The sequence below is a fragment of the Halomonas sp. MES3-P3E genome (genome assembly GCF_002836035.1).
GTDB lineage: Bacteria > Pseudomonadota > Gammaproteobacteria > Pseudomonadales > Halomonadaceae > Vreelandella > Vreelandella arctica.
In genome coordinates, this window is sequence record NZ_PJBT01000030.1 from 1 (window position 1) to 24,286 (window position 24,286).

General features: G+C 55.6%; 21 protein-coding genes. 11 read left to right on the forward strand and 10 right to left on the reverse strand.

All coding sequences use genetic code 11. The annotated features are described in order from the left end of the window. Positions 1 to 34 precede the first annotated feature (34 nt). Together CXF87_RS09355 and CXF87_RS09360 are read right to left on the reverse strand one after the other, a co-directional pair. The gene (locus CXF87_RS09355; RefSeq protein ID WP_008958179.1) at positions 35 to 2,032 is read right to left on the reverse strand and encodes a methyl-accepting chemotaxis protein; all 1,998 of its coding nucleotides are present in this window, start codon (positions 2,030 to 2,032) and stop codon (positions 35 to 37) included. Between the two features lie 229 nt (positions 2,033 to 2,261). Then, positions 2,262 to 3,263 carry an XdhC family protein gene (locus CXF87_RS09360; protein WP_101146447.1) on the reverse strand — a complete coding sequence of 334 codons (1,002 nt, stop codon included), beginning with the start codon at positions 3,261 to 3,263 and terminating at the stop codon, positions 2,262 to 2,264. A gap of 406 nt (positions 3,264 to 3,669) precedes the next feature. Here CXF87_RS09360 and CXF87_RS09365 point away from each other — a divergent pair, with 406 nt between their 5' ends. Together CXF87_RS09365 and CXF87_RS09370 are read left to right on the forward strand one after the other, a co-directional pair. Then, complete coding sequence (locus tag CXF87_RS09365) at positions 3,670 to 3,858, forward strand: hypothetical protein (protein ID WP_101146448.1); 189 nt, start codon at positions 3,670 to 3,672, stop codon at positions 3,856 to 3,858. Beyond that, positions 3,851 to 5,338: a sodium:solute symporter family protein gene (locus CXF87_RS09370; RefSeq protein WP_101146449.1), complete on the forward strand. Its 1,488-nt coding sequence runs from the start codon at positions 3,851 to 3,853 to the stop codon at positions 5,336 to 5,338. The genes CXF87_RS09365 and CXF87_RS09370 overlap by 8 nt, the downstream gene beginning before the upstream one ends. 25 nt (positions 5,339 to 5,363) lie before the next feature. Here CXF87_RS09370 and CXF87_RS09375 read toward each other — a convergent pair whose 3' ends face one another. From CXF87_RS09375 to CXF87_RS09385, 3 genes are read right to left on the reverse strand one after another with little or no spacing between them, the layout of a single operon-like run. After that, complete coding sequence (locus CXF87_RS09375; RefSeq protein WP_101146450.1) at positions 5,364 to 6,311, reverse strand: biotin-dependent carboxyltransferase family protein; 948 nt, start codon at positions 6,309 to 6,311, stop codon at positions 5,364 to 5,366. Next, on the reverse strand, positions 6,308 to 7,015 hold the full coding sequence (gene pxpB / locus CXF87_RS09380; RefSeq protein WP_101146461.1) for a 5-oxoprolinase subunit PxpB: 708 nt from the start codon (positions 7,013 to 7,015) through the stop codon (positions 6,308 to 6,310). The genes CXF87_RS09375 and pxpB overlap by 4 nt, the downstream gene beginning before the upstream one ends. A 5-nt stretch (positions 7,016 to 7,020) precedes the next feature. Further along, the gene (locus CXF87_RS09385) at positions 7,021 to 7,773 is read right to left on the reverse strand and encodes a 5-oxoprolinase subunit PxpA (protein WP_101146451.1); all 753 of its coding nucleotides are present in this window, start codon (positions 7,771 to 7,773) and stop codon (positions 7,021 to 7,023) included. A gap of 355 nt (positions 7,774 to 8,128) precedes the next feature. On the opposite strand from CXF87_RS09385, the gene CXF87_RS09390 reads away from it, so the two are divergent. The 7 genes from CXF87_RS09390 (at position 8,129) to CXF87_RS09420 (ending at position 16,680) form a co-directional block, all read left to right on the forward strand. Then, entirely contained in the window at positions 8,129 to 9,112 is a 984-nt protein-coding gene (locus CXF87_RS09390; protein WP_101146452.1) for a LysR family transcriptional regulator, read from the forward strand. Between the two features lie 36 nt (positions 9,113 to 9,148). Next, entirely contained in the window at positions 9,149 to 10,132 is a 984-nt protein-coding gene (locus CXF87_RS09395; RefSeq protein WP_101146453.1) for a TRAP transporter substrate-binding protein, read from the forward strand. Positions 10,133 to 10,213: 81 nt separating this feature from the next. Further along, on the forward strand, positions 10,214 to 10,777 hold the full coding sequence (locus CXF87_RS09400; protein ID WP_008957459.1) for a TRAP transporter small permease: 564 nt from the start codon (positions 10,214 to 10,216) through the stop codon (positions 10,775 to 10,777). A 44-nt stretch (positions 10,778 to 10,821) separates the two neighbouring features. Next, positions 10,822 to 12,126, forward strand: a complete 1,305-nt coding sequence (locus tag CXF87_RS09405; protein WP_008957458.1) for a TRAP transporter large permease — start codon at positions 10,822 to 10,824, stop codon at positions 12,124 to 12,126. Positions 12,127 to 12,253: 127 nt separating this feature from the next. After that, positions 12,254 to 14,929, forward strand: coding sequence for a bifunctional diguanylate cyclase/phosphodiesterase (locus tag CXF87_RS09410; RefSeq protein ID WP_101146462.1), 2,676 nt, complete (start codon positions 12,254 to 12,256; stop codon positions 14,927 to 14,929). 89 nt (positions 14,930 to 15,018) lie between these two features. After that, the gene (locus CXF87_RS09415) at positions 15,019 to 15,750 is read left to right on the forward strand and encodes an HAD family hydrolase (protein WP_101146454.1); all 732 of its coding nucleotides are present in this window, start codon (positions 15,019 to 15,021) and stop codon (positions 15,748 to 15,750) included. Positions 15,751 to 15,786: 36 nt separating this feature from the next. Beyond that, positions 15,787 to 16,680: an EamA family transporter gene (locus CXF87_RS09420; RefSeq protein ID WP_101146455.1), complete on the forward strand. Its 894-nt coding sequence runs from the start codon at positions 15,787 to 15,789 to the stop codon at positions 16,678 to 16,680. Between the two features lie 25 nt (positions 16,681 to 16,705). Here the strand turns inward: CXF87_RS09420 and CXF87_RS09425 are convergent, their stop codons facing one another. The 3 genes from CXF87_RS09425 to CXF87_RS09435 form a co-directional block, all read right to left on the reverse strand. After that, positions 16,706 to 17,446 carry a sulfite exporter TauE/SafE family protein gene (locus tag CXF87_RS09425; protein ID WP_101146456.1) on the reverse strand — a complete coding sequence of 247 codons (741 nt, stop codon included), beginning with the start codon at positions 17,444 to 17,446 and terminating at the stop codon, positions 16,706 to 16,708. Between the two features lie 134 nt (positions 17,447 to 17,580). Beyond that, positions 17,581 to 18,936 (reverse strand): magnesium transporter, encoded by a 1,356-nt coding sequence (gene mgtE, locus CXF87_RS09430; protein ID WP_101146457.1) that lies wholly within the window; start codon positions 18,934 to 18,936, stop codon positions 17,581 to 17,583. Positions 18,937 to 19,235: 299 nt separating this feature from the next. Continuing rightward, positions 19,236 to 20,252: a 1-aminocyclopropane-1-carboxylate deaminase gene (locus CXF87_RS09435; protein ID WP_101146458.1), complete on the reverse strand. Its 1,017-nt coding sequence runs from the start codon at positions 20,250 to 20,252 to the stop codon at positions 19,236 to 19,238. A 230-nt stretch (positions 20,253 to 20,482) separates the two neighbouring features. Between CXF87_RS09435 and CXF87_RS09440 the strand changes: the two genes are divergently transcribed. Next, positions 20,483 to 20,989, forward strand: a complete 507-nt coding sequence (locus CXF87_RS09440) for an Lrp/AsnC family transcriptional regulator (RefSeq protein ID WP_101146459.1) — start codon at positions 20,483 to 20,485, stop codon at positions 20,987 to 20,989. Positions 20,990 to 20,996: 7 nt separating this feature from the next. Here CXF87_RS09440 and CXF87_RS09445 read toward each other — a convergent pair whose 3' ends face one another. After that, entirely contained in the window at positions 20,997 to 21,371 is a 375-nt protein-coding gene (locus CXF87_RS09445) for a YbaN family protein (RefSeq protein WP_008959256.1), read from the reverse strand. Positions 21,372 to 21,569: 198 nt separating this feature from the next. Here CXF87_RS09445 and CXF87_RS09450 point away from each other — a divergent pair, with 198 nt between their 5' ends. Further along, the gene (locus CXF87_RS09450) at positions 21,570 to 23,705 is read left to right on the forward strand and encodes a PhoX family protein (RefSeq protein WP_101146460.1); all 2,136 of its coding nucleotides are present in this window, start codon (positions 21,570 to 21,572) and stop codon (positions 23,703 to 23,705) included. Between the two features lie 144 nt (positions 23,706 to 23,849). On the opposite strand, the gene CXF87_RS09455 is transcribed toward CXF87_RS09450, so the two are convergent. Then, the coding region (locus tag CXF87_RS09455; RefSeq protein WP_101146464.1) for a YciE/YciF ferroxidase family protein at positions 23,850 to 24,286 on the reverse strand (437 nt) is incomplete at its 5' end.

A 24,286-nucleotide genomic window follows, 5' to 3' on the forward strand; every position in this document is an offset into this window, starting at 1 on the left:
AAGCGGGTGCCTTTTGCGTTGCGGGTGAGCGAGGTTAGAACTCTTCCCACTCTGGCGCTTCCTGCCTTGGCTGGGTGGCGGGTGGTTGATTGCTGCGTGCCGGTGCCGATGATGTACCGGTAGAGCGGGTTACTGCTCGCTCTTTGTGGGTGGCGGTATAGGGCAACGCGGAGGGGGAGCCCCCTTCATGGAGCACAAACTCGCTCATCAACCGATCAAGGCCGCGGGCGTTGTCGCGCATGGAAGCGGCAAGGTTCGCGCTTTGGCTGACCATGGCGGCATTCTGCTGGGTCATCATATCCATCTCTGCCACGGCGGTGTTGACCTGCTGGATACCGGTCGTCTGCTCTCGTGCGCCTGCGGCAATTTCAGCAATCACATCGGATACCTGAGTGACGCTATGACGAATCTCCTGCATGCGCTCAGCCGCTGCCTTGACGATGTCGCCGCCTTCTTTTGAGTGGCTAACGGACATATCGATCAACGCACGAATATCGTGAGCAGCAGAAGCCGAGCGACTGGCGAGAGTGCGTACTTCGCTGGCGACCACGGCAAAACCGCGACCCTGTTCGCCAGCACGGGCCGCTTCCACCGAGGCGTTGAGTGCCAATATGTTGGTCTGGAACGCAATCGAGTCAATCAAGCCAATGATATCGCTGATCTTGTTGGCCGAATCACTGATGGCTGCCATCTTGGCTTCCATCTGGTTCATGGACTCTGTACCACGTTCGGAGGCATTGGCAGCCTCTAGCGCAAGGCTATTGGCTTGTTCTGAAGCCTGGGAAGTGTGCGCTACAGTGGAGTGGATTTGCTCCATTGAGGCGGACGTTTCCTGGAGGTTAGCGGCCGCTTGCTCGGTGCGCGACGAGAGTTCCTGGGTACCATCCGCCATATCGCTGGCATCTGATAATACCGTGCGCGCGTTTTGGCGTACTTCCTGAAGCGTTAATTGCATGCGTTCCACAAACGCATTAAAGCCATGGGCGAGGTCGCCAATTTCATCGTTTGTTTTGGCTTCTAATCTGCGCGTTAGGTCGCCTTTACCTTGGGCGATGTCTGCCATGGCTGCTGCCGTATGCTTGATAGGAGCGAGAGAGCGACGTGCCGCATAGGCAACCACCACCAATAGCAATACCAGCAGCAGTCCGCCTGCCAGCAGTAGCGACTGTAGCAGGCTGTTGGTAACGGTCGTAAAGGCTGTGATGGGTACGGTGACACCCACCACCCAAGAGGTGCCTTCCACCGGGCTCCACATGAGAACTGTCTGTTCGCCGCTGGGCATAGTAATTTCACCTGAGCCGGCCGTACCATTGAGTATTTGTTGGCTCAATGCATCCAGGCCTTGGTAGCCCTGCTGATCGGCATCGGTGTAATTGAGTGACATCCGATACTCTTCATTCGGGTGGGCAATGACTTGCCCCTGGCTGTCGATGAGCCAGCCATAGCTTCCTTCGCCAACATTGATATCGGAAGTAATGTCAGAAACGGCAGCCATGGAGACCGTCATGCCTAGCAACCCCGCCCTATTACCGCGTTCATCAAACACGGTGTCGGCGACAATAGCCGTTGGCAAACCACTAATCATGGAGATAACAGGATCACTGAGAAGGCTGTCTTGGCTGCCCTCGGTCACTAGGGTCTGAAAGTAGGGGCGTTCGGCTATCTCTAGGTTGACGCCTGCGTGGGTCAATGTTGCCCCGGAAGCATCAGAGAAGAAAAGTGACTCAATGGTGCCCCCTGGAGGGTAGCGTTTTTCAAGCCACTCGCGATGAGAGGCAATTGGCACGTCTTCTACCAAACGTTCATCCTTAGCAAGTACGGCTATCCAATTGCGGTATCCTGTAATCCAACGGCTAATTTCATCGGCTCGTGCTTCTACTTGCCGAGTCCCTGCATTATCGATTAACGATGGAATAGCATTATTGAGCTGTTGATTGACGACAATACCCAGAATGACAGCCACCGCTAACAGCGGAATGGCGACAGCAGCCAGCAGTTTCTGCGTCAGTGAGAGACGAGAAATTTTTTTCATTTGTTGCCTCGATGTGTTGGCCAGTAGCAGGGTACTGTCGATAAGGCAGTGCCGTACTCTGGCTGTTTTATGGTTCCCTGGAAGTGCTCTTACTACCGTTAATTATTAACGGCTGCTAATATTTAAACTTAAATCTAAAATATTTTTTGTCACCTCTTTTTTAATTTAATCGCTATTTTTACTTAAAAATAGACAGTAAAAATTATAGTTTAAAAATAACTAAAGCGGCCTAGCTTGCCTGCTGTATCGCTAATGACTTTATATAGCTACAGCTCATGTCGGTTTTTCCACGATAATGACGCACAATATCGGCCATTACTGCTAATGCAATCTCGGACGGTGTTTTGCTGCCTAAATTGAGACCAATCGGCATGGTAATCCTTGCCAGCTGAGTGTCTTTCAGGCCACTGGAGCGTAATAGCCGCTCTGCACGCTGTTGCGACGTTGGCTGAGACCCCATCACGCCAATGTAAAACGCCTCCGTGCGGACGGCCTCGATCATCGCCAGGTCATCAATACGCGGATCATGGGTCAACGCGACCACTGCCGTATTGGCATGGCAGCCGCCCGAGGCGATAAAAACGGAAGGCAGTACCGCTTGCACTTCCACGCCAGGCACGTCGAAATTTTTGCGGGCATCATCGTTGGGGTCGCAGACAATGACTTCAAAACCGAGCGATTGGGCAAACAGGGCGCAGGGCGAAGCGACCGAAGAGATGCCGGCAATGATCAGCCGTCGCGCTGGGCCAATGCGTACATTGACGCTGGTGGCATCAAAAGTAATGGCAGGTTCTGACAATGTGGATGGGTTGAAGCGCTTGCGCCAATCGGACAACGAGATCCAGCGAGTGAGCGGCTGTCGGCCCAGCAAGGTGGCATGCATCACTTCAAGGTGAACGAGGTTGTCGGCAGAGGGGGCCAGTTGTTCAACGAGCACCTCCAGACTGCCTCCGCAGGGCAAGTGGACAGTGGTTGAGCTGTCGTCGCCATACATTATCCGTTGGGCGAGTTGGTCAAACTCACCTCTTTGCAGTCGGGCGATAAAATCTTCTTCCACACAGCCGCCTGATAGTGATCCCAGGTAGTCGCCCGTCGAACAAGCGACCAGCATGGCGCCCGGTTCTCTGGGGGATGAGCCGAAGGTTTTCAAAACCGTACAGAGCCAAACGGTCAGCCCCTGATTGGCCCATTTCAAAGCGCGTTCTATAACCTGCAGATCAAGGTGGTGCATTAACCGATTGCCTCCATGGGGTGATTGAGGGAGGCTTCAAGTGTCTCGCGAACGGTCTCTGGGGTAAAAAGGGGCTTGCTGAACCGTACCCCGGTAGCATTGAAAAGCGCGTTAGGTTTTGTACGAAAACTGTCTGCGCTCGCCAATACGGCGTTAAAAATCATCTCAAAATACTCATTTACTACCCGTAAACTCCGTTTTTTCGTTGATTTTTGCCTTGTCTAGGCTTCGCTCGCCGACTTTTCGTACAAACCCTAGCAATCGCGGGAGCACAGGGCATTTCTGCATCGCCAAGCAATATGGTTGAGCCGTGTGCATGTGAAGGATTGCCTAGGCATCGGTAGCATGTCAGCTTTACTACAGTAGCGCGCACTTTCCACCCTGATGTAACAAAACGAGATGGACTATGAAACGCAGTAAATGGATATGGCTAGTATGGGCCGTTGTCTTGCTAAGCTATTTAGTGCCTTACACGCTGTTAAGCGATGTGTCGCGATGGTACGGCAGCTTTTTGTTTTGGTCAGTTGCCGGGTTAGTCATCATTGCTCTGAACGTGTTTATCACTAAAGATTTTAAGGAAAATAGCGATGACTGAATCGCTCATTTGGTGGTCCATCGCTATCTACTTATTGGTCGCTATAGGCATTGCTATTCTGTCGCGCCAAAGCCCGGCGAAAGGTGGTTCAGAAAGCATGTCGGGCTACTTTTTAGGCAACCGGCAAATGAACGGCTTTGTCTCCGCGCTAAGTTACAGTGCCACCACTTACAGTGCCTTTATGATGGTGGGCTTGGCAGGTCTTACCTATGCTGGTGGCGTTGGCGCGCTCGGTTTCGAAATTATCTACTTTGCCGGTGTTTCCCTGGTGGCTGTTTTCGGGCCTAAATTCTGGGCCGTTGGCAAAAGATTTGGTTTTGTGACCCCAAGTGAAATGCTGGGTCACCGTTACAATAGCAAGCATGTGGCTATGGCCGTCTCAATCGCCAGCTGTATCTTCTTGATTCCTTATTCGGCCGTTCAGCTCGCTGGTGTTGGTTACCTGCTGCAAGGGATCACAGATGGCGCCATTACCTTTACCACCGGGGTGGTGTTAGCCACGGTGATCGCTATCTTCTTCTCCTACATCGCGGGGATTCGTTCGGTCATGTGGACCGATTCGCTCCAGGCCATCATGATGATCGTGGCTTCCACACTCGTGGCCTTTCTGGTGATTCAAGGCCTGGGCGGCTTTGGCGCGCTGTTCGATACGCTGGCAACGGAGCACCCGCAGTCACTGACGGTACCTGGGCCTGGTTTGTTTAGCTTTGTCACTTTCTTGGGGCTTACTATTCCGTGGTTCTTCTTTAGCCTTTCTAACCCTCAAGTCAGCCAGCGCCTGTTTATGCCCTCGTCGCTGCGTTCCATGCGTCAAATGCTGCTTGGTTTCCTAGTGTTTGGCTTTATCTACACCATCGTTTCCGTGCTGTGGGGGTTCTCTGCCTTAGCGGCTTTCCCAAGTCTTGAAAGTGCAGATTTAGCCACGCCCACGCTGCTAGCATCTGAGTTTGTTCCACCAGTGTTAGGCGTGATTGTAATGATCGGCATCATGGCGGCCGCCGTTTCTACTATCGATTCGATCATGCTGACGCTGGCGTCCATGGTTTCCCGTGATGTCTATGCCAACGTCAAACCGAATGTCAGTGAAAAGCGCCAACTGTTAGTAGGCAAGTTCGTGGTGCCGGTGATCGCACTGATGGCGCTGGCCTTCGCCGAGCTACAGCTTGATCTTATTGCGGTGCTGTCGGTGGCTGCATCGTCGGGGCTCGTGGCCATGGTACCCGCTATTATTGGCGCCTTTTATTGGAAACGAGGCACCGCTGCCGGAGCACTGGCCAGTGTGGTGGGCACCAGCGCCTTTGTACTGTTGATGTATGCCACCGGCAACTCGCTGCTGGGGCTGCCTGCCGGTGTATGGGGCATTGTGGTCGCTAGTGTGCTGTTTGTTGGCGTTAGCCTTGTGACCAAACCTCATCAAGCCACCACGGATGCTTTCTTTACCGCCATCGCTGAAGAGCTGGAAAAAAAAGCGGTGGCATAAGGCTTTTAACTGAGACTTTCCAGGTTTAGCGCCAAACCGTTAGCTGTTGTCGATAATCATCTTGCGCCTGGCTGGCACTGACCGGCGTCAGCCACACTTTGGTGCCGGGCAAACACTGGGCCAGCGTAGCGCAGGCGATGGGGGTGAGGGCGCCAAGGCGTGGGTAGCCGCCAATGGTTTGGCGATCATTCATCAGTACGATGGGCTGGCCGTCCGGTGGTATTTGTACGGCTCCGAAAGGAATGCCTTCGGAAATGATGCCTGTGAGCGAGCCATGCAGGGCGGGGCCTGTGAGCCTTACACCCATGCGGTCGGCACGGTTATCCACTGTCCAGGGCTGGTTGAACGCCTGGAAAAGCGTGCGTCCGCTAAACGAGGCGATCTGCGAACCCAGAACGATGGGCAACCGGCAGCCTGACGTTGGCATTTGCGGGCCTTGTCCTTCGATACGGCGCACCGCTGGGGCGGCACCTTTCCAAGTCAAGCGGTCGCCCACTTTTAGCGGTTTACCATCTTCGTGCAGGCCACCCAGTTGCTCGCGAGCGGTACAGGCTCGGCTGCCAAGCACTTCCGGTGCATTCAGCCCACCTGGAAAAGCGAGATAGGCGCGCAGGCCCTGGCGCGGTTGGCGAAATACCAAGCGTTGACCGGGCAGTAGCTTGAAGCTGGTATTGGGTGCGAGTGGTTTGCCATCCAACTGGGCGTCTAGATCGGCGCCGGTCAGCGCCAGGCGCACTTCGCTTTCGGTTTCAAAACTCAAACCGCCGCCCATCACAATTTCCAACGCGGCGCTATTTAAGGCGTTTCCAAGTAGCCAGTTGGCCCAGCGAAACGAGATCCAGTCGGCGGCACCACCTTGAGTAACCCCTAAATGGCCAACGCCAAACCGGCCGGCATCCTGAATCAGTGCGAGTGGCCCCGCTTGTTTAACGACCATGCCATTTTGTGTTTCATTGATGGCGACGTGGCTCATGGGCGCTCCTCCATTGGGGTGGTATCCCCACCGTCGGCTTCAAACTCCGCGCGGGAGATCGCTCTAAAGCGCACCTTGTCGCCAGGGCGGAACAGCGGTTCGCCGCGCTTGGCGTATTCGAAGAGCGGCACATTAGTACGGCCAAGAATGTTCCAACCCCCCGGTGAGAGCAGCGGGTAAATCGCGGTTTGCCGATCGGCAATGCCCACGCTGCCTGCTGCCACTTTACGGCGTGGTGTTTTCAAGCGCGGCGTCGCTATTGCTTCATCGACTAAGCCCATAAAGCCGTATCCTGGCGCGAAACCCAGCGCGAAGACACAGTAGTCATGGTTGCAGTGCTGCTTAATGAGTTCGTCGACGCTTAAGCCTGCCCGCTTGGCGACCAGGGGTAGCTCAGGCCCCACGCTCTCGTCGTACCACACGGGGATGTCGTGTAGCTCACCCGCCTGCGTGTCGGCAGGTTCGAGTCCGGAAAGCGCCTGGTTGATCAGACCGAGCGCCTCGGTGTGATTCATTTGCTGACAGTCGTAATGGACTAGCAATGTGGTGTAGGAGGGCACTAGATCAATCAATGCAGCTCCGAAAGCACCGCGCAGCGCTTGGTCGGCGGCAATCACCCAGGCCATGTTGGATTCGTCGATGGTGTTGAACAGTCGCACCATCAGGGCATCCATGGCGGCGGTTTCAACTCTTCTTTCACTAATGGGGTTCACGCCTGCTCCAGCGCCTGGAAGGCCTCACGAATGGCGCGCACGGCCGCCACTGATTCAGGGTTGTCACCGTGAACGCAGAGCGTATCGCAGGCTAGCTGCAACGGTGTGCCGTCGAGCGCGGTGAGCGGCTCGCCTTTGGCCAGCTTAATGGCCTGATCCACAATGGTGTTCTGGTCGTGGTGTACGGCGTTGGGTAAACGGCGCGAGGCCAGGTGGCCATTGGTATCGTAAGCGCGATCGGCAAAGGTCTCGAACCAGAGGGTAATGCCCAGTTTGGCGGCCAGCTCGCGATGTGGTTCGGGGTTAGCAGTCGACATGATCATCAGCGGCAGGCTCGGATCGTAAGCACGCACGGCGCGCATGACGCCTTCGAGCAGCGCCGGGTTGGCGGCCATGTCGTTATACAGTGCCCCGTGGGGTTTGATGTAGCTGAGCCGGGTGCCTTCTGCCTGGCAAATGCCTGCCAGGGCGCCTACCTGGTAGAGCACCATATCTTCAGCCTCTTCAGGCGAGCAGGCCATCGAGCGGCGACCAAATCCCATCAAGTCAGGGTAGCCAGGGTGCGCGCCAATGCGAACATCATGCTGGGCCGCCAGCTTGACGGTGCGGCGCATCACATGGGGGTCGGAAGCGTGGAAGCCGCAGGCGATGTTGGCGCAATCGACATAGGGCATTGCCTCGGCATCCAGGCCGATAGTCCAGTTGCCGAAACTTTCGCCCATATCGCAATTAAGCAGGGGAATGGCCATGGCGACTCCTGTCGTTGATGCAGTGGGTGCTTGCATGTGGCTGAAACGAGACTGTAATTCACCTCCAATATATGAACACGGCATGCTGAGTGCCAATCGTTTTTGTCGATACTAACTATCGGGCTCTCCTATCATATTGTTATTTGGTGGAAAAATGATTGACGCTTGGGCACGATACGCTTATCACAGTAAGGGCGGGGCGTGATAATAACGTTGGTGAAACAGCGCTGCCGAAGATGGTCTCGAAGTTGCATAGTTATCTGGTGTCAACGAGCATCAGCACACAGCAGCAAGCTTTACGTGTCAGCAAAACGGCGCTTATTTATTTCCGAAAGCTATTAGTAGGCGTGTCAATATGCTCGATTTTAAGGAACTTGAGGCGTTTGTATGGGCGGTGAGGCTTGGCTCCTTCCGCAAGGCGGCGACCCGTTTGCACCTTACTCAGCCCTCTGTTTCCGAGCGTATTTCGCGTCTTGAAACCACGGTGGGTGAGCTACTGTTGGAGCGTGCCGCCCGACCCATTCAGCCCACCATGCGTGGCCGCGAATTTTTTGTGCATGCTGAGCGGATGCTGCACCAGCGTGACGAGGCGATGAAGCTTTTCGATGACGAAGAGGCGTTTTCTGCGCCATTACGGCTCGGCACGATTGAAACTATCGCCCATAGCTGGTTTCCCGAGTTTATGCGCAGGCTTACCGAGCGCTATCCACGGCTGACTATCGAACTGACTGTGGATTACTCGCCAGTGCTCAACGAACGGCTACTGGGCAACGAACTGGATATTGTACTGGCGATGAATGGTTATTCGCCGCAGAAGCAGATCGATTATGAGTCGTTGAGTCCGTATGAAATGGGCATGTTTGTCTCACCCCGGCACGCCCATTTGCTCAGCGGAAGTGCCAATATCTGGGGCAGGCAATTACCGTTCATTTCATTTGGCAAGCTGGCGCGCCCCTATACGGAACTGGTGAATTACCTGGCCGAGCAGGGCGTAGCCAGCCCACGTATTCATAGCGTCAGTACGCTGATGACGATTGTACGCATGACCATGGAGGGGTTAGGGATCGGCGCGCTGCCGGTGGCCACCGTGCTGGAAGAGTGGCAGCGAGGAGAGCTCCACCGCTTGTCACTGCCGGTGCCGTTACCCGCCATGCACTATGATGTGATATGGCGCAACGCTAACCACCCACGCTTTTGCCGGGGCGTTGCTCGGCTGGCACAGGAGTGCGCCTGCCGCTATGCCCAGGCGCGCCGTGCCGATATGACAACAACACTTTTCTCTGGGCGCTGGGTACCCAGCAGCGCCTCCTCTGGTACCACCGATGCAACACACCATTAGCTCCATACTATTAATAGAAACAAGAGGGTTCTCACCATGCGCAAGACATTAACTTCCACCCTGCTACTGGCAACAGCCTGCGGTCTGACGGTGACGGCTCACGCGGCTGAGTGGACCATGGCCACGCCGTACGGTGATGCCAGCTTTCATACCCAAAACACTAAACAGTTTGCCGAGGATGTGGCAGAAGCCACTGATGGCGAGCTAACCATTACTGTGCATAGCGGTGGCTCTCTTGTCGCACACGGGGAAATCAAACCGTCGGTTCGTCGCGGCACCATTGATGCGGGCGAAGTCTTCCTCTCTGTGCTTTCCAATGATGACCCCATTTTTGAAGTGGACACATTGCCGGGGGTTGCAGGCAGCTACGATGATGCCTACGCGTTATGGGAAGCCACCAAGCCCATGATCACCGAGCTGTTCGCTTATGAAGGACTGATTCCGCTCTACGCTGTCGCCTGGCCTGCGCAAGGGATCTACACCTCCGAGCCGCTTACCGACCCTGCACAGTTTGAAGGTCTGCGCGTGCGCGCACCGAACATCAATACCCAGCGCTTCGTCGACAACCTGGGCGGCAGCCCCACTGAAACCGAAGAGTCTGATATCCCCACCGCCTTCAGCACTGGCCGTGTGGACGCCATGATTACCTCAAGCTCCACTGGGAACTCCATGGCGGCTTGGGACTATGTCACCGACTACACCGACGCTAACCTGTGGTTGCCCAAGAACATTGTCTTCATCAGCCAGCGCAGTTTCGATGGCCTGGATGAAGCGACCCAGGAAGCCCTGATGGAAGCCGCCGCTGAGGCTGAAAAACGTGGTTGGGAGATGAGCCGTGAAGATAACCAGGCAAGCTTGGACACATTAGAAGAGAACGGTATCTCGGTTTCTGAGCCGAACGACGCTATTTCCGAGGCGCTGCAAGCCGCTGGTGATGAGCTGTTTGAAGATTGGCAGTCACGCGCCGATGATGAAGCCAAACAGGCGCTGGAAACTTACCGCGAGCAACGCGACAGCTAATAGCCGTCTCAATGTCTCTGGCAGGGGCTGCGGCAATGCCACCGCCCCTGCTTATTCCGCGCGCTTTATGAGGCTGCGAACATGACGTTTAAATTCGACAAACTCTATCGCCTCGGTGCTTGGGGTGCGGCGGCGTGCATGGTGGCTATCTGTGCGCTGATCGCGCTCCAGGTAACCTTCCGCTTGGTAGATGCCCTGCTGGTGCTGGTAGGTTTGAGCCGGCTAGGCCTGAGTATTACCGGCGTTTCAGAAATTGCGTCTTACTTATTAGTCGGCGCGACCTTTCTGGGCTTGGCCTACACCTTTGTGCATCACGCCCATATTCGCGTGACGCTGTTGATTACTCGGCTGCCACCTGCCATTCGTGTGTGGTTTGAAGTGTTTGGCCTCATCATCGCCCTGGCGATCAGTCTGATGCTCAGTTATGGCCTGGTGGGGCTGGCGCGAGAGAGCATTCAATACAACGATGTGTCTTCAGGATTTGTGTCGATTCCGCTCTGGATTCCCCAGCTGGTACTTGCGACCAGTGTAGGGCTGCTCTGTCTGGCGCTGGCTGAAGCGTTGTTCATGGCGGTGCGTATCGCTATTCGCGATCCTTCAAGTTTTCGCGAAGCGACGGCCCCAGATGAAAGCGAGGGCCACTAAATGGCGACCTTCACTCACCTGCCCTCTAAATTGGAGAGCTCATCGTGCTGCTACTAAGTCTCGCCACCATTTTTACGCTTGTGCTGTTACTGGGGAGCGGGGTATGGATCGCCTTCGCGCTGATTGGTACTGCCTGGATAGCACTCGAGTTCTTCAGCTCGTTTTCACCAGCTTCTATCCTGGCCTCTGATTTCTGGGGTGCCAGCTATGGGTGGGACCTTACCGCGCTGCCCATGTTTATCTGGATGGGCGAAATTCTGTTTCGCTCGGGGCTCGCCGACAATATGTTCCGCGGTCTGTCTCCCTGGTTAAACCGCCTGCCGGGGCGCCTTTTGCATACCAACATCATTGGCAGCGGCATGTTTGCCGCGGTGTGCGGCTCTTCGGCTGCCACCTGCGCCACGGTGGGCAAAATGACGCTGCCGGAACTCGAGCGGCGTGGCTACGATAGCAACATGGCGATTGGCACTCTGGCCAGTGCTTCGACGTTAGGGCTGTTGATTCCGCCTTCCATCGTGCTGATCGTCTACGGCGTGGTCACCGAGCAGTCGATCTCCAGACTGTTTATGGCGGGTATTGGCCCAGGCTTGATGATCCTGGCGATGTTCATGAGCTATCTCATTTTGTGGGCGCTATTGAAAGGCAACCGCGAAGGCCTGACCGGTGAAGATGAGTCAGGCATGAGTTTTGGCGAAAAGCTGCGCAACACCTGGTCGCTGGTGCCCATTCTGCTGCTGATCGGTGGCATCATCTTTTCGATCTATGGTGGCTTGGCCTCACCCACGGAGGCAGCAGCGGTCGGTGTGGTGCTGTCGATCGTGATTGCCCGCTTCAATGGTCACTTTGACCGCGAAATATTCAAGAGCTCGCTGTTTGCCGCTGTGCGTACCGCCTGCATGATCGCCTTCATCATTGCGGGCGCATCTTTCCTGACCTCGGCCATGGGCTTTACCCAGGTACCGATGAAGCTGGCGCAGGCGATTGGTGAAATGGGGCTTTCACCCACTATGCTGCTGATTGCGCTCACCTTGCTGCTGCTGATCATGGGCTGCTTTCTCGATGGTATTTCGCTGATTCTGCTGGTTACCGCGATTATCATGCCGCTGGTGAGCGCCGCCGGGTTTGACCTGATCTGGTTTGGCATCTATCTGGTGATCGTCGTCGAAATGTCGCAGATTACGCCGCCCGTTGGCTTCAACCTGTTCGTGATTCAGGGGCTGACGGGTAAGGATATTCTGACCATTACCAAGGCCACGCTGCCGTTCTTCCTGCTGATGCTGTTGGCGATCGCCTTAATGCATCTCTTTCCCGGTATCGCGCTCTACCTGCCCGAGGCCATGACCCGTTAACGCTCACTATCGTCCACGGTTAATCATCCAGGCGGCTGTCATGCTGGCCTGGATGTTGATTGGGTGCTTCTTTGTCGCTGCGCTTCGCGCTAAGCTACAGAAAAAGCGGGAACAGGTGGCTCCACCCATGCGCACGAGGAATGACGCTACAGAGATATTTCGACAGTTGGCCGAAGGCATGGGTCACAGTGGGAGCTCTCACTTTTACGCCACGCTGGTAGAGCGCTTGGCAGCCTTACTGGGCGTTGATCATGTATTGATGGCCGATGTAACCCAGTTGCATCAGGCTAAGACGTTAGCGGTCTGGTCCAATGGCGGTCTGCTTGGCAATATCACCTACTCGCTGTCCGGCACCCCTTGCGAAACTGCGCTAGGGCGCGGTTCCTGCCTGTATGCGTGTGATGTTCAATTGCTCTTTCCAGACGATAAGCTGCTCTGCAAGCTCGGCGCCGAGAGTTATATGGGGCGCCCTCTCTACGCTGCCGATGGCGCGCTGATTGGCCTGCTGGCGGTGCTTAAGAACTCCCCTATGCAGTTGGATGAGCTAGCCAATGAAATTTTGCAAATTGCCGCCGCCCAGGCCGGAGCGGAGCTAGGCCGCCAAAAGGCAGAGCAGGCATTAAGAGCAAGCGAAGAAGTCGCACGGGAGAGTGAGCGACGCCTGAATACGCTGCTGAATCACCTGCCTGGCATGGCCTACCGTTGCTTCAATGACCGTGACTGGACCATGCAGGTGGTAAGCCAAGGGGCCGAGGCACTGACCGGGTACCGTCCGGATGAGTTGCAAGGTAACCGGGTGACCAGCTTCGCCGCGTTGATTCATCCCGATGATCAGGAAAAACTCTTCGACGAGGTGCAGTTGGCCATTGCCAGCAAGCGGCCTTACCGGGTGGTGTATCGGTTGAAGCATCGCGACGGGGGGACTCGCTGGATGTGGGAGCAGGGCCAGACTGTCATGGGCCATGACGGTGAGATTGCCTGCCTGGAAGGCTTTATTTCGGATGTGACCGACCAGCAAGAGTCGCAGCGGGTACAAAACGCCGTGCTTCAAGTTGCCTCAACAGTTACTACACGAGTGGGTGACGGTTATTTTCAGCAGTTGATTGCCACTCTGGTTGAAGTGCTGGAAGCCGACGCAGGCTTCATTGCACTACTGCATACCTCCCCTCAGGGCGAGGAAGAAGTCTATGGCCAGGCAACCACGGTTAGCATGGTGGTCAGTGGCGAACAGCGTGAGCCGCACGCTTTCGCACTGCGCGGGTCGCCTAGCGAGCAGGTGGTGCTGGAGCGTGAAGCGGTGATGCATGACGGCCCGCCGCTGCTATTAGCGGGCACGCAGCTACCGGTCAGGGCATGGATTGGTCGCCGCTTAGATAACGCCAACGGCGAAGCCATTGGCGTGATGATGGTGTTTTACCGCCAACCGCTGACGACGAATGCGTTCGCCACCTCAGTGTTGCAAATCCTTTCTACTGGCGCCGCGGCAGAGCTTGAACGCCGCCGTGACCACCGCCATATGCATCAGTTGGCCTACACGGACAGCACTACCGGGCTACCTAACCGTACCCGCTTCATGGAGCTGTTAGCGCAGATGTGGCAAGAGGCCCATCATACTGGGCAGGGGCTTTCGCTGCTGCTGCTGGATATTCGTCGCTTTAAAGAAGTGAATGACCTGCACGGCCATCAAGTAGGTGATCAACTACTGGTGTCAGTCGCGGACCGCTTGCAGAAGATCAGCCACGCCTATGGCCCATTGGCGCGTTTATCCGGCGATGAGTTTGCCATGCTGGTGGCCGACGCTGATATCAGAAACATAAATGATCTCGTCGAGCAGTTGCGCTCAGCTGTGACTCAGCCGCTGCAGCTGGAGCGCCGTGTGTTTAACCTTGATGTCAGCATCGGTTATGCCCGTTATCCCCACGATGTGAAGCAAGCGAGTGAGCTGTTCAATGCCACCAGTATTGCGCTTCACCACGCCAAACGCCGCGACAACAGTACCTGCCCCTATACCCAAGCAATGCATCACGCGCTACAGCGCCGCCAGCGGATGACCGAGCGGCTCAGCGTGGCTATCAGCGAAAACAAACTGGAACTCTATTTTCAGCCCCAGGTGGACCTTGCCAGCGGGCAGCTGACAGGCGCTGAGGCTCTCTGCCGCTGGCATGACGCGGAGTGGGGGTGGGTGAGTCCCGGTGAGTTTATTCCTCTCGCCGAAGAGCGCGGATTGATACGCCTCTTGGGAGACTGGGTGTTGGAGGAGTCGGCTAGGCAACTAATGGCATGGGGTACGCAAAACAAGCAGGCACTGCCGGGTAGGCTGTCGATCAATATTTCTGCCCAGCAGTTTGCTGACCCCGAGCTAACTCAGCATATTGCGCAGCTAATGGCTGGCGTACCACCGAATGCCATTTCTCTGGAGCTTACCGAAAGCGACTTTATGCGCGATCCTGATCAAGCGGTAGAAATTACTCACACCATGCGTAAGGCGGGTTACGCACTCTCTATTGACGACTTTGGCACAGGCTACTCCTCACTCTCATACCTGAGGCGTTTCGCCGCCGACGCACTGAAGATCGATATCTCTTTTGTGCGCGAGATGCTCGATAACCATCACGACCGCACCATTGTGCAGACCATCATTGCCATGGCGAAAGCGCTAGAGATGAAAACGGTGGCAGAAGGCGTAGAGACCCGAGCGCAGGCCCGCCTGCTGGCCGACATGGGCTGTAATGAAGCCCAGGGCTACTGGTTCGGTCGACCGTTGCCAGCCAATGAGTTTGCTGCAGCGTGGTTGAACAAGTAACCACGCAATATCACCGCCAGCGTCATCGTCCTGTCATCACCTTTGGCATACCCTACGCGCCGCCAACCCGCGATGAAAGGAGTGCTCCCATGCGCCTGGCCCTATTTGATCTTGATGACACCCTCCTGGATGGAGACTGCAGCGACCGCTGGAATTTATGGATGATAGACCAAGGGTGGGTCAGCGATGCCGAGACCTTCATGGCGCGTGCCGAGCAGATGCAGCGGGCTTATCATGCGGGCAAGCTAAAGCTCGAAGAGTATCTAGCCATGACCCTGGCGCCACTGCGCGGGCGCCGGGTAACGGATGTGCAAAAAGAGGTCGAGCGGTTTGTCGCCACGCATCTCCAACCGCGTATCTTCACTCAGGCCTGGGCCTGCCTGGAAGCGCATCGCCAGGCGGGCGATACCCTGCTGCTGATTTCTGCATCTGCGCGGCATCTGGTTCAGCCCATTGCGGCTACTTTGGGGATCGAGCACGTGCTGGCGGTAGAGCTGAGCATCGAACATGGCATCAATGAAGACGCGCGCTATACCGGTGGTAGTGAAGGTATTTTTTCCTATCGCGGCGGCAAAGTGCTGCGCCTGAAGCAGTGGCTGATCGAGCAGCAGATCACCCCCAGCCACACCACGTTTTACTCCGATTCCCGCAACGACCTTCCGCTGCTGCAGTACGTGGATTGCCCGGTTGCGGTCAACCCCGACGCGGTGTTGGCCGAGGTGGCTAGCGTTGAAGGGTGGCGGCGCTTAGACTGGCGGGCGCCAGCGCCTGTGAGCGCTTCGTCGCCCAACGCTTTGCCAGGAAAATCGGCGCATGCCTGATGTTATTAATACACGCCTTCAACAAGGAGAGCGTCCTTGAGCCCAGCCGCCCTCGCGCTAGTGCTGGTGTCGGTGTGTATGCACGCTGGATGGAACGTGCTAGGTAAGCGCAACGCGCCGTCGTTGGCCTCATTTGCTCTGGCTTATGGTGCGGGAGGGGCGGTCATGCTGCCGCTAGTATTGCTTGGGCCATCATTAGCGGCGTTACCCAGTGCTTTTTGGGGATGGTTGGTACTCTCTGGACTGTGCCAGATGCTCTATATGGGCGGCCTGGCCTGGGCCTATGCGCGGGGGGAAGTGAGCGTGCTTTACCCCATCGCCAGGGCATTGCCCGTGGTGCTGGTGCCTTTGGTTTCCATCGCGCTGCTGGGCAGCCGTGTGTTGGATGCCTGGGACGGTTTGGGAATGATGCTAGTAGTAGCTGGCGCGCTCTGCCTGCCGCTTAGCCACCCGGAGGCGCGTCGGTTTTCCACCTATTTCACGCCCGCCATGGGGTTTGCGCTGCTGGCGGCGGCGGGAACGGTGGGCTATTCGCTCATCGATAAGCAGGCATTAGGCCACATGCAGGGCGCTGGGCACAGCGTCATCACCGCTGGAGCCGTCTTTATGGTGCTGCAAGCGGTGATGACGCTGACCTGGGCGGTACCGCTACTGGCCCTGCTGCCTGCCGAGCGCCGCCGATTGCCCGCGCTTCGCCAGCAGGGCCTGGCGATGCTAATCACCACCGGGCTGATGATGACCTGCACCTACGGCCTCGTGCTGATGGCCATGGCGATGACCGATGAAGTGAGCTACGTGGTCGCCCTGCGCCAGCTCTCGATTCCGGTAGGCGTGTTGATGGGCGTGCTATGGCTAAAAGAGCCTGCTTCCACCGCTAAAACACTTGGCACCTTGGTGATGCTGGCGGGGTTGATCATGGTGGCACTGTAGTCGCGCCGCCTGCTCGCTCTCTAAACTAGAGCGCCTGCCACACCAAGTTAATCCCCACTAAGAACATGGCGATGATCACTAGGCGGTAAAACAGCTTTTCATTGACGCGGCTCTGCAGCCAAAGACCGTTACGTACACCGATCCAAGCAACGGGTACCAGCAGCAGCGAGGCCCAGGCGCTAGTCATGTTGACCTCGCCTAACCACACATAAGGCCCCAGTTTGATGGAGTTCACGACTGCGTAGGTCACCGTGCAGGTGGCAATAAAGGTCTCTTTGGAGAGCTTGCGCGGCATCAAGTACATATTCATCGGCGGTGCGCCCGCATGGGCAATAAAACTAGTGAACCCGCAAACGCTGGCGGCAGGTAGCGCCCATCGGGAAGAGATAGGTTTCTTGGCCACGGGTTTCAGCAACATATAGGCCGCAAACACTACCGAGAGAAGGCCCAGCACCAGCCGCACTCCTTGCTCACTCAGGCTGCCAAACAGCAGCGTTCCCACCGTGACGCCAATGAATAACCCTGGCACAAAGCGCCACACTTCCGCGCTATCGTGTTTACTCCACCACGCTTTTACCGCAAACACATCCATCACCAGCAATAGCGGCAACAGTAATCCGGCTGCTTGGGTCGGGCTAATCGCCAGCGCCATCAAGGGCACTGAAAGCGTGCCGAAGCCACCCGCAAAGCCGCCTTTTGATACGCCGGTCAGGTAAACGGAAAATACGATTAACAGCCAAGCAATCACGGTATAGTCGGGGAGCATGAACGCCTCTGGATATTCAAAAAAGTGAACCACAAAAAAAGCCCCGCATTAGCGGGGCTCATCAGCATAGCATTAGATAAACGTTAGCGGGCGAAGTGAGTGGCGACGCCGCTTGCACCATTCAATGGCTTTGATCACAAAATAATCAGCGTCGCGAGCCCCAAGAACGATAGAAAGCCCACCACATCCGTGACGGTGGTGAGAATTACCGCGCCGGAGAGGGCAGGGTCAATCTGTAGCCGTTTCAACACCAGGGGAATGAGGACGCCGGATAGGTTGGCAAGGCTCATATTGATAAAAATCGCTAGCGTGATGACGAGCGTAATCAGCGGGTCGCTAAACCACAGGTAGGAAATACCGCCGACCACCAGGGCCCACACCAAGCCATTACTCATCCCCACCCATAGCTCTTTATTATACAGCCAGCGTTTATTGTTACCGGCAAGCTGCCCGAGCGCCAAACCGCGTATCACTACTGTCAGGGTCTGGCTTCCGGCAATTCCGCCCATGCTAGCGACTACGGGCATGAGAATGGCGAGCGCGACGATTTGATCCAGTACGGCTTCAAACTGCCCGATCACAAAAGCTGCTAAAAAGGCGGTCAGCAGATTAATACCCAGCCACATACCGCGGCTTTTCGCGCTGCGCGCAATGGGGGTAAACACTTCTTCTTCGTCGCTAACGCCTGACATGTGTTTCAACGTCATGTCAGCATCATCTTGGGTGATTTCTAATACGTCGGCAGCGTTTAGCTGGCCGACCAATAACCCATCGCTATCGCACACTGGCACAAAGTGAAGTTCTTTAGAGCGCAATAATGCAGCGGCTTCACTCACTTTCATTTGATCATTTAGGGTGAAAAAATCATCCATGTAATCATCAACCACGGCTTCTTGTGGCTGTTTGATTAAATCAATCAGGCTCAAGGTGCCGAGTAGGCGTTTATCCTTGTCTGTAATCATGATTTGCTGTGATTCATCATCGAGCAGGTGATGAATCCGGATATAGCGTTGTACGGCCTCTAATGACACGCCTTGTTTTACATTGACCGTCTCGGGGTCCATGTATCGTCCCACTACATCATCTTCATAGGCATGAAGGTTCTCAACCTGGGCGCGTATCTCCTGATCCAAGCTGGCATAAACGGTGGTTTTGATCTCTTCGTCGGCGACATCAAGAACGTCGGCGACTTCCTGGGCATCCAAGCCTCTGACTATCTGTTCAACATCGCTGGCAGAAAGATCCTCAATATAGTCAGCGCGAATATCCTCATCGACTTCTGCTAAAACTTCACCAAGCACATCGTCTGGAATGTAGTCCCAAAGTAAATCACGGGTTTTAGCGGGGAACGACTCAAGCGTGCGCGCAATCGCTAATATATCGAGCTCTGTGAATAGCTCTTTGAGGGCAGCGGTATCTTCTTCATCTAATAACTTTTGAAGATACAGCAGTTGCTCCTCGGTATTGGTATATTTTTCATCATCGCGCATAGAGTCCATCCTTATAAACACTCATTTTTAACACAACCACTTGAAAGCTCGTGATGGCTCACTATGGATCTTATCGGCAGGCTTGGTTGAAAGCCATCCCGGCTTTTGGCACGGCATTGTCTGCGCCGGGAGGCGTTGAGTTCTGATGTGCGGCAAGGGCGAGGAAGGTAGGGACGAGGATGGCAGTGACAAAGATAGCAGAGAATAGAGACAGACTTCAGAAGCTGGAATACCGCCTAGTCGAGACTTCAGGTCTCGCACCAGGCGGGCAGTGAATGGGGGATAGAACTGGTCAGATCCTATCCATTCCTAAACAGGAAACTGTAAGCATTAAGCGCAGGCACACCGCCCAGGTGGGCATAAAGGACTTTGGAGCCTGCTGAGAATTCACCGTTACGCACCATGTCGATCATGCCGTGCATCGATTTGCCTTCGTAAACGGGGTCGGTGAGTACGCCTTCCAGACGGGCGCACAGGCGAATGGCTTCTAGCGTGCCTTCGTTGGGCAGGCCGTACTCGGGGCCACCATAGCGGGTATCCAGAATCACGTCGTCATCGGCAATGCCGCCTTCCAGCTCTACCAGCTCAGCCGTATGGCGCGCGATACGCAGGATTTGTTCGCGGGTTTGTTCGGGTTTGGCAGAGGCGTCAATGCCAATCACTCGCTGGGCGCGGCCATCGGCGGCGAAGCCGACCACCATCCCTGCCTGGGTACTGCCGGTAACTGAGCACACGACGATATAGTCGAACTTGAAGCCCAGCTCTTTCTCCTGTTGACGCACCTCTTCGGCAAAGCCCACAAAACCTAAGCCGCCGTAAGGATGCTCGGAGCAGCCTGCGGGAATCGGGAAGGGCTTACCACCCCGCTTGCGCACATCCTCCATCGCCTGCTCCCAGCTGGGGCGGATCCCGATATCGAAGCCAGCATCATCCAATCGAACATCGGCGCCCATGATGCGCGACATCTCGATATTGCCCACTCGGTCATACACCGCATCGGAGTAGTTGACCCAGTTCTCCTGCACCAGCACGCATCGCATGCCCAGGTGAGCAGCGACGGCAGCGACCTGGCGGGTCTGGTTCGACTGAATACCGCCAATCGACACCAGCGTATCGCAACCTTGCTCCAGTGCCTCAGGAATCAAGTACTCCAGCTTACGGGTTTTGTTGCCGCCAAAGGCTAAGCCGCTATTGCAGTCTTCGCGCTTAGCGTATAGCTCTACTTCACCGCCTAAATGTTCGCTTAGCCGCTTGAGGGGGGTAATGGGAGAAGGCCCAAAGGTAAGCGGATAACGTGGGAAACGATCAAGATTCATATAAAAAATCTCCTACTTCTAAGCGAGAAAGAGCGGCATAAAAACTGCCTAGCGAGGGTAGATGTGAAACCTTGGCGTGCTCGCAAATTTTTATATTTAGCATCGTTTTATAGTAAGCGGTGACGTTATTATTTGTGTTGCAAATTATCTGTTTTATAGGCAATAAAAAGTGATATAAATAAAGATAATCGGTTTTAAGTTTTGCTAAATAGCCAATAAGGACACTATTAGTGTGTGCAAAGCGATCGCTTTCGCGCTCAGATGCCGACCAGCCAGCGGGTGAACTGGATCGTATCGACAAGCGAATTCTCAAACTGCTTCAGAATGACGCCACGCTCTCGAATGTGGCCTTGGCCGAGCGCGTTAACCTAAGCCCTGCAGCTTGCTTGCGCCGAGTGGAAAGGCTCAAACGGGATGGGGTGATCAGCCGGGTGGTGGCGCATTTAGACCCAGAGCAACTGCAAGCGGGCATGGTGGTATTGATTGGCGTGGTGCTGGATCGCTCGACGCCGGAATCCTTCGCCGCCTTTGAGGAGGCGGCCCAGAAGGTGTCAGGCTGTATGGAGTGCCACGTGGTCACCGGGGAGTTTGACTATTTCATGTTGGTACGCACGCGGGACAGCCAAAGCTTCAACAGGCTGCATGCTGAACAGTTGCTCTATCTGCCTGGAGTGCGCCAGATCCGCTCATTTATGGGGCTGCGTGAAGTGGTCTCGACCCATAAGGTGCCGATTTAGTGATGTGTTAAGGCGAAGAAGAGGGCTCAGGACGGGTAGCTAACCACAGAGCGATCATTATAAGGAAAGCGACCACACCCCAGCGCAGCCAGCCCTGGTCGAGTGACCAGACCACGATCAATGCACTCAACGCGATCATGCTGACGGCTGCGAGCTTGGCACGCCGGGGAATGGCGCGCTCTTGCTCCCAGGTGATCAGCAATGGCCCGACATAGTGGCGGGAACGGATCCAGACTTCAAAGCGCGGTGAGCCTTTGGAGGCACAGTAAACAGCGATCAGCATAAAAATAGTGGTGGGCATTAGCGGTAAAAAAATACCCACCAGCCCCAGGCTGAAACTAATAGCCGCCAACGCCACCCATATGATGCTGATCAGTCTCATCCTTGCTCCCGATTGGCTCGCTGTTACTCAGTGCATTGCATTCTGTGTTAATAAGTATGGTCTTATATCACGGCTTCGCCATGCAGGTAGTTAGTCTTCATATAAATGCAGATACTCCGTCATCGTCCTGTCATTTAGCTTGTTTAGTGTCTCCTAACGTTCAATCGTTGGCATACAAACGATCAGGGGGAGACCACCATGAGTAAAGAGATCGAAGATCATCGCCTGTTTAACCGCAGTAGCAATCAGCCTTTTGCTGAGGTATTAGCGCGGCACGTATCCCGACGTGATGTGATGCGCGGCGGCTTGGGAGTCGCTGCTGCCTCGATGCTCAGTTTTGGTGGCGCTGCCCAGGCGTTGGCTTCCAGTGGCGCGCAGAAAACGCCTCTGACGCTTGCTTTTGAAGCGGTGCACGGTTCGCTCACCGACGCGATCGTGGTGCCGGAAGGCTATGTGGCCCAGGTGTTGGTGCCTTGGGGCACGCCATTGAACACAGGCGATGCGTGGCAGGCCGACCAAACCATGACACCTGAGCGGCAGGCGGAAAGTGTCGGCATGCACCATGATGGCATGGCCGGTTTTGCCTTGGACGCCGACAACGCCTCGCGTCGTTTCGTGCTGGCGCTCAATAACGAATATATCGACCAAGCCGCACTATGGGCACCTCAGGGCGGCCCCGCCAATGCCGAAGAGGGCCAGCGGCCAGCAGATGAGTCGCGCACCGAGATCAACGCTCACGGTGTCACGCTTGTCGAAGTCGAAAAAGACGCCAATGGCCAATGGTCGCATGTGCCGGGCTCGTCATATAACCGCCGCTTCACCAGCGCAACGGTGATGGAGCTTTCCGGGCCCGTGGCTGGCAGTGACTACGTCAAGACACAGTTCTCTCCGACAGGCATGCAAACCCGCGGCACGAACAATAATTGCGGTAATGGGGTAACCCCCTGGGGAACCTATATTGCCTGTGAAGAGAACTGGCCCGATATCTTCGTCAATCGTGGCGAGCGCTTTCAGGACGACGCCCGCATCGGCATCCCCACGGACAAAAGCCGCTATGGTTGGGACACATCCGCAGGCGATGCCTCCGAGGAGAATGGTGAGTTCGCCCGCTTTGATATCACCCCACGTAGCGAGCGGGCGGAGGATGATTATCGCAATGAGGCACGCACCTTCGGCTATCAGGTGGAGATTGATCCCTATAGCGGAGTGCGGGCCGTCAAGCGGACAGCGCTTGGGCGTTTCCGCCATGAAGGATGCTGGTTAGGCAAGCTGGAAGCCGGTCAACCGGTGGTCTACTACTCGGGGCACGATGCCCGCAACGAGTATGTGTATAAATACGTCTCCGACGCTGCCTGGGATCCCGCCGATGCCAATCGACCCGGCGAAGCGTATGACCGTCTTGTCATTGGCAGCAAATACCTGGACAACGGCACGCTGTTCGTGGCCCGTTTTCATGCCGATGGCAGCGGTGAATGGCTGCCGCTAACACCGGAAGCCCAAACGCGTGATGGCCGCACATTGGCCGCGGCGCTGGGGCTTGCCAGCGATGATCAAGCAGGCATTATCATCAATACCTGTGACGCGGCGGATTTGCTGGGCGCCACGCCGATGGATCGTCCTGAGTGGGCCTCTGTTGATCCTGCCTCAGGCGATGTCTATCTCACGCTAACCAATAATAGCCAGCGCACCGCTGAGGACTCCTCCCCGACGTACACCAACGACGGCGAGCGTCTTGAACAGAATGGCGTCGGTTACGATCTGGCACCGACCAACGCGGCTAATCCACGCGCCAATAATGAGGCGGGACACATCATCCGCTGGCGTGAAAGTCGTCTGCCGAACGCCTTTGCCTGGGAAGTGTTTGTGTTTGGTGCGGCTATCGATGATACGGATAACCACTCGGGCCTGACGGAAATGAACCAGTTTGCCAGTCCCGATGGACTATGGTTCGACGAGCGTGGCGACGGTCAGGGCATTCTCTGGATCCAGACCGATAACGGCTATGAAGGTATCACCGAGTACACCAACGACCAGTTGCTTGCGGTCGTGCCTAATGGTCTCGATGATATTCAAGGCACCGGCCCCGTCATTAACAGTAGCAACCAGCAGCAGCTCAAACGCTTTGCGGTGGGGCCGAACGGCTGCGAAGTGACCGGCATCTTTGCCACACCTGATAAGACCGCGTTGTTTATCAACATTCAGCATCCGGGCAATTGGCCAGCCGACGCAAGCGCCTTGGTGCAAGACGCTACGGTTGCCGCCAGTGGTCAAGTGCGCCCCCGCGCAGCGACCGTGGTGATTCAGAAGCGTGACGGCGGCCCGGTGGGAGTGTAAAAGCTATTAAGTTGCTAATGCATAACGCAGTGATAGCACTAGCGCTTAGCTAATAGTGCCAATTGCTAAAACGAGCGGGAAAGGGTGGGCTTGATTAATTAAGCCCACCCTATAAAACACTTTATAAAAGCATTTTATAAAAAGTTAACCAGCTTTCTTGTTAACGTTCTCTTTCGCTAACGTATTCAACTTATCATCCGCGGATTTTTCTTCCTTCAGCGTTTCGGCCAGGATGTTTTTAGCTTCGGTATAACCTAACTGCTCTGCAAGAGAACACAGCGTGCCATAGGTGGCGATTTCATAGTGTTCTACCTTTTGTGCAGCACCAATCAGGCCCGCATCACGTACAGCGCCTTTTTCGGTCGCTTCAATCAGTTCCTGCGCTTCCTCTATCAAGCTCTCCATGGCGTAACACTTCAGCCGTTTGATACGGATATCAGGCACGCTATCAGCGACTTGCTCTAGTCTTTCTACCTGTCCTTGGGTTTCATCAAGGTGATGTTTAAAAGCATCGACCAGCTTGGGGTCATCCGCGGCACGTGCCATTTTGGGCAGCGCGCGGGTCATTTGCTTTTCTGCGC